Annotated in this window: 6 protein-coding genes and 1 pseudogene; 4 read left to right on the top strand and 3 right to left on the bottom strand. The window is 72.9% G+C overall.

The genetic code is table 11. The features are described 5' to 3' along the window. The first annotated feature begins 4 nt into the window (after positions 1 to 4). Positions 5 to 741, top strand: a pseudogene (locus JNW87_RS41030) (alanyl-tRNA editing protein). 53 nt (positions 742 to 794) lie between these two features. On the opposite strand, the gene JNW87_RS33705 reads toward JNW87_RS41030, so the two are convergent. Then, positions 795 to 1,481, bottom strand: a complete 687-nt coding sequence (locus tag JNW87_RS33705) for a DNA polymerase beta superfamily protein (protein ID WP_238455078.1) — start codon at positions 1,479 to 1,481, stop codon at positions 795 to 797. A gap of 77 nt (positions 1,482 to 1,558) precedes the next feature. Between JNW87_RS33705 and JNW87_RS33700 the strand changes: the two genes are divergently transcribed. Next, positions 1,559 to 2,473, top strand: a complete 915-nt coding sequence (locus JNW87_RS33700) for an SDR family oxidoreductase (RefSeq protein ID WP_238455077.1) — start codon at positions 1,559 to 1,561, stop codon at positions 2,471 to 2,473. Here JNW87_RS33700 and JNW87_RS33695 read toward each other — a convergent pair. Beyond that, positions 2,464 to 3,465 carry a YafY family protein gene (locus tag JNW87_RS33695; protein WP_238455076.1) on the bottom strand — a complete coding sequence of 334 codons (1,002 nt, stop codon included), beginning with the start codon at positions 3,463 to 3,465 and terminating at the stop codon, positions 2,464 to 2,466. The genes JNW87_RS33700 and JNW87_RS33695 overlap by 10 nt on opposite strands. Positions 3,466 to 3,529: 64 nt before the next feature. Here JNW87_RS33695 and JNW87_RS33690 point away from each other — a divergent pair, with 64 nt between their 5' ends. Then, the gene (locus JNW87_RS33690; protein WP_238455075.1) at positions 3,530 to 4,321 is read left to right on the top strand and encodes an EI24 domain-containing protein; all 792 of its coding nucleotides are present in this window, start codon (positions 3,530 to 3,532) and stop codon (positions 4,319 to 4,321) included. Positions 4,322 to 4,346: 25 nt separating this feature from the next. On the opposite strand, the gene tnpA is transcribed toward JNW87_RS33690, so the two are convergent. Next, positions 4,347 to 4,763 (bottom strand): IS200/IS605 family transposase, encoded by a 417-nt coding sequence (tnpA, locus tag JNW87_RS33685; RefSeq protein ID WP_238455074.1) that lies wholly within the window; start codon positions 4,761 to 4,763, stop codon positions 4,347 to 4,349. 23 nt (positions 4,764 to 4,786) lie between these two features. On the opposite strand from tnpA, the gene JNW87_RS33680 reads away from it, so the two are divergent. Continuing rightward, on the top strand, positions 4,787 to 5,758 hold a 972-nt coding region (locus JNW87_RS33680; protein WP_238455073.1), incomplete at its 3' end, for a transposase.

Genomic DNA, 5,758 nt, shown 5'->3' with positions numbered 1-5,758 from the left:
TGTCATGGGCGTCACACACCACGGCCGTACCCACCGACTCGACCTCGCCGATCCCACCCTGCGCGAGTGGGAGTGCACGGTGCTGGCGGCCGACCCCGAGCAGGGCATCGTGCTGGACCGGTCGGCCTTCTACCCCGGCGGCGGCGGGCAGCCGCCGGACCACGGGGTGCTGCTCTGGCAGGGCGTGCAGACCCGGATCGTCGGCACCCGCAAGGGCGACGACCTCTATCTCATCCCCGCCGAGGGTGACCCCGTGCCGCCGGCCGGCACCATGGTCACCGGTGCCGTGGCGGACGACCGCCGGACAATGCTGATGCGTACCCACTCGGGGCTGCACGTGCTCTGCGGCGTGGTGTTCCGCGACTTCGGCGCGCTGGTCACCGGCGGCAACATGGAACCCGGTGAGGCCCGGATGGACTTCAACCTCCCCGAGGTGCCGCCGGACTTCAAGAGCCGGATCGAGGAACTGGTCAACGCCGAGGTGGCCGCCGACCGGTCGGTCGCCGTCCGGGTGCTGCCCCGGGCCGAGGCGCTGGCCCTGCCGGACATCATCCGTACCCAGTCGAACCTGATCCCGCCGGACGAGCAGGAGGTCCGGATCGTCGACATCGTCGGCCTGGACGTCCAGGCGACGGCGGCACGCATGTCGCGTCGACCGCCCAGATCGGCAAGGTCCAGGTGGTCAAGGTGGAGAGCAAGGGCCGCGCCAACCGCCGGGTCCGCGTCCGGCTGGCGGACTGACCAGCACAGCCGCCGACGTGCGGTGACCGCCGGGGCCGGGGCGCGGCACCGGGTCAGCGCCGGGCGAGTTCCGGCGGCAGGAAGGCGGCCCGGACGTCGAGCAGCCACCGCTCCACGGTCTCCTCGTCGGGCCGCTCCGGCAGCGGGGTGCGGATCCGGTCGAAGTCCCGCTCCGCCTCGGCGACCAGCGCCTCCGCCTCGTCCAGCGCCCCGCCGGCGACCCGTTCGCCGAATGCCCGGAACCACTCCGGATCGGCCGGCCGGATCTCCAGCACCCCGGTCGCGTAGAGCACCCGTCCCTGGTGCAGCAGGCGGGCCAGGTGGCGGGCGTGCTTCGCCGAGCGCCGCCGGCCGCCCACCGACGAGTCCCGGGTGGTGAGTTTGCGGAACTGCTGGGTGGCGTACCCGAGATAGGCGTCCCGGGCCCGGGGCGCGCTGAGGAACGCCGACCGGACGGCGATCAGCCGCTCGCCGAGCTCCGTCCGCGTCTCGTAGCAGTCGTCCGGGAGCCACATCAGCTCGGTCGCGGTCGGGTTGCCGCTCAGCGCGAGCCGGCAGTACTTGGCCGCCTCGTGCAGGGTGACGTCCGGTTCGGTGGTGACCACCGACTCCCGGGGCGGGCGCAGGCCGTGGAAGGCCACCGTCGGTGCGGCGTAGACGCCGAGCCGGTCCACGTCCGAGCCGGGGCCGGCCAGCCCGTAGGCGACCGAGCCGACGATCCCGGAGAGCAGCAGGTGCATGCCGGCCATCATGGCGGATCCGGATCACCCGGGAAACCGGACTTCGGCTGTCAGGTATTGCTGACACCGTCGAGCGCATGACGACACCGCTGACAGGAAAGATCGCCCTCGTCGCCGGGGCGACCCGGGGCGCCGGCCGGCAGATCGCGGTCCAGCTCGGCGCGGCCGGGGCCACCGTCTACGTCACCGGCCGCACCACCCGCGAGCACCGGTCCGAGCTGGACCGGCCGGAGACCATCGAGGAGACCGCCGAGCTGGTCACCGCCGCCGGCGGCACCGGCATCGCCGTGCCCGTGGACCACCTGGAGCCCGACCAGGTACGCCGGCTGGTCGAGCGGATCGACGCCGAGCAGGGCCGCCTCGACGTGCTGGTCAACGACATCTGGGGCGCCGACCCGCTGATCACCTGGGAGAAGCCGGTCTGGGAGCAGCCCCTCGACGCGGGCTTCCGCACCCTGCGGCTGGCCGTGGACACCCACATCATCACCAGCCACTTCGCGCTGCCGCTGCTGATCCGCAACGCGGGCGGCCTGGTGGTCGAGATCGGCGACGGCACCAAGGAGTACAACGACTCCACCTACCGGCTCTCGGTCTTCTACGACCTGGCCAAGGTGTCGGTCAACCGGCTCGCCTTCACCCAGGCGCACGAGCTGGCGCCGCACGGCGGCACGGCGGTGGCGCTGACCCCCGGCTGGCTGCGTTCCGAGGCGATGCTGGAGCACTTCGGGGTCACCGAGGCCAACTGGCGCGACGGCGCGGCGAAGGACCCGCACTTCGTCATGTCCGAGACGCCGGCGTTCGTCGGGCGGGCGGTGGTCGCCCTGGCCGCCGACCCCGACCGGGCCCGCTGGACCGGGAAGTCCGTGGACAGCGGCGGGCTGGCCCAGGTGTACGGCTTCACCGACCTCGACGGCACGAGGCCGCACTGGTCGCGCTATCACGACGAGGTGGTGGCCGCCGGGAAGCCGGCGGACGACACCGGCTACCGCTGACCGGCGTCCGGCCCCTCCGGCGCGTCGGCGTAGAGCGCCGCCGACCGGCGGGCCGCCTCGGCGAAGCGCGCCCGCAGCTCCGGCGGGTCGAGCACCTCCACCTCCGGACCGAGCCGGAGCAGCACGTCGTACGCCACCGGGACGGACTCGACGGGCAGCCGGGTCAGCACCCAGCCCTGCCCGTCGGGCTCGCCCGCGCCGGTCACCGCCGCGTCGTACGCGAAGGGGGCCTCCGCGACGTGCCGCAACGCCCGCCGGCCGGCGGGGCTGAGCCGGACGGTGACCTCGGCCCGCAGCATGCCGCGCAGGAACGCTTCGGCCTGCTCCCGCCAGTACGCCCCCAGGTCGAAGCCCTCGTCCCGGGCGAAGGTCTCCTCGCCCACCTCGACGCCGACCACCCGGTCCACCCGGTACGTCCGGTGCCCGTCGCCGACCCGGCCCACCAGGTACCAGACCCCGCTCTTCAACACCAGCCCGTACGGCTGCACGGTGCGGCTGACCTCCCGGTCACCGCGCCGGTAGCGCAGCTCGACCACCCGGTCCCGCCACACCGCCCGGGCCAGCTCGGTCAGCCACGGCGGGGGTTCCGCCTCCCGGAACCAGCCCGGCACGTCGAGGTGGAACCGCTGGCCGGTGCGGGCGGGCGCGTCCCGCAGGCTCGGCGGCAGCGCGGCGAGCACCTTCAGCTCGGCGGCGGCCACCGCGTCGGCGAGCCCCATCTCCCCGGCCGGGCCGGGCAGCCCGGACAGGAACAGCGCCTCCGCCTCGTCCCGGGTCAGCCCGGTCAGCCGGGTGCGGTAGCCGCCGAGCAGCCGGTAGCCGCCCGCCCGGCCCCGGTCGGCGTAGACCGGCACCCCGGCGGCGGAGAGCGCCAGCACGTCCCGGTAGACCGTCCGCTCGGAGACCTCCAGTTCCCGGGCCAGCTCGGTCGCGGTCATCGTCTCCCGGGACTGGAGCAGCAGGACCAGCGAGATCAGCCGGGACGCGCGCACCCGTCCATCCTGCCCGCGTCGGGTCGCCCGGCGCGGGGCCGGGGGACCGTTAGGCTCTGCGGTCGTGAACGCACCCCGCCTCGCCGCCCCGGTCACCGGCGCCGTCGGCCGGTTCCTCGCCGGCGCCGGGCTGCTCCTGCGCGGCCTCGGCCTCTACGTCCGCAGCCCCGGGCTGATGCTGCTCGGCATCGTCCCGGCACTGCTCTCCGGCGCGCTCTTCCTCGCCGCCTTCGCCACCCTGGTGTACTTCGTGGACGACCTGGCCGCGCTGGTCACCCCGTTCGCGGACGACTGGTCGGCGACGCCGCGCGGCCTGGTCCGGGTGATCGCCGGGCTGGCCTTCCTGGGGCTGGGCGGGCTGCTCGCGGTGGTCACCTTCACCGCGGTCACCCTGGTCATCGGCGACCCGTTCTACGAGAAGATCTCCGAGCGGGTCGAGGAGCGGTACGGGGGCACCCCGGGTGCGGTCGACGTGCCGTTCTGGGCGTCGCTGCGCCGCAGCGTCGTCGACTCGCTGCGACTGGTGGCCATCTCGGCGCTGGTCGGCGTACCGCTCTTCGCGGCCGGGTTCATCCCGGTGGTGGGGCAGACCGTCGTACCGGTGATCGGGGCGGCGGTGGGCGGCTGGTTCCTCACCCTGGAGCTGGTCGGGGCGCCCTTCTACCGGCGGGGCATGCGGCTGCCGGACCGCCGCTCCCGGCTGAAGGCGGACCGGCCCACGGCGCTGGGCTTCGGCGTGGCGGTCTTCGTCTGCTTCCTGATCCCGCTCGGCGCGGTGCTGGTCATGCCGGCCGCCGTGGCCGGGGCCACCCTGCTCGCCCGCCGGTCGCTCGGCCAGCCCATCGAGGAGCGCTGACAGGGGGCCTGGGCCCGAGGGTGCTCTAGCCTGGCCGGTTCTGCTGCTCGATGTACTGGTACAGCTCGGTTAGCGGTGCCCTGCCGAGGGAGCCGGCGAAGTACGAGCCCGACCAGAGTCGGTTGGCGCGGTAGTAGTGGGGCACGAGGTCGGGGAACTCCTGGCGTAGCCGGCGGCTGGGTACGCCTTTGAGGCTGTTGACCAGTTTCGACAGGGCGATCTTGGGCGGGAAGTTGACCAGTAGGTGGACGTGGTTGTCTTCGCCGCTGAACTCGACCAGCTCCGTTTCGAAGTCGGCGCGCACCGCCTGCATGATGTCTTCCAGGCGGGTCAGGTGCCGGTCGGTGAAGACCCTGTGCCGGCATTTCGTGACGAAGACCAAGTGGGCGTGGCGGACGAAGACGCAGTGCCTGGCAGTGCGGATGCTTCCGATATCTGTCACATGCCGATGCCAGACTGTCCGATGTGCAGCTCCGGTACAACTACCGCGTCTACCCGACGCCCGGCCAGCAGGCTTCGCTGGCTCGGGCGTTCGGGTGCGCGCGGGTGGTGTTCAACGACGGGCTGCACGCACGCCAGCAGGCCCGTGAGGCGGGCGAGGCGTACCTGTCGGACGGTGACCTGTCGAAGCGGGTCATCACCCAAGCGAAGCGGACGCCGGAACGGGCGTGGCTGGGCGAGGTGTCGGCGGTGGTGCTCCAGCAGGCCCTCGCGGACCTGAACAACGCGTACCGGAACTTCTTCGCCTCGACCAGCGGCAAGCGCAAGGGCCGCAGGATGGCGCCGCCCCGGTTCCGGTCGCGCAAGGACAACCGGCAGGCGATCCGGTTCACCGCGAACGCCCGGTTCAAGGTGCTCGACAACGGCCGGCTCCGGCTGCCGAAGGTTGGTGACGTGCCGGTGCGGTGGTCCCGGCAACTGCCGGGGGCGCCGACCTCGGTCACGGTCGTTCGGGACGCGGCCGGACGGTACTTCGCCTCGTTCGTCGTACAGACCACGGACGAGCCGCTGCCGCCGGTCGACGCCGAGGTGGGTATCGACCTGGGCCTGACGCACTTCGCGGTCCTGTCCAACGGCAAGAAGATCACCGCGCCGAAGTTCCTGGGCCGGGCGGCGCGCAAGCTGCGCCGGTTGCAGCAGGACCTGTCCCGCAAGCAGCGGGGCAGCAACAACCGCAAGAAAGCCGTCGTCAAGGTCGCCAGGGCTCACGCCCGGGTGGCCGACACGCGGCGGGACTGGCAGCACAAGCTCTCGACACGGATCATCCGCGACAACCAAGCGGTGTACGTCGAGGACCTGTGCGTGACCGGTCTCGGCCGAACCCGGCTCGCGAAGTCCGTGCACGACGCCGGCTGGACACAGTTCGTGCACATGTTGGAGTACAAGGCCGCACGGTACGGGCGCAGCTTCCGCCGGATCGGCCGGTTCGCGCCCACA

Origin of the sequence: Micromonospora sp. ATA51 (assembly GCF_016802855.1) — a bacterium.
GTDB lineage: Bacteria > Actinomycetota > Actinomycetes > Mycobacteriales > Micromonosporaceae > Micromonospora > Micromonospora sicca.
The sequence above is the reverse complement of the archived record's forward strand: the minus strand, read 5'-3'. Positions and strand labels throughout refer to the sequence as shown.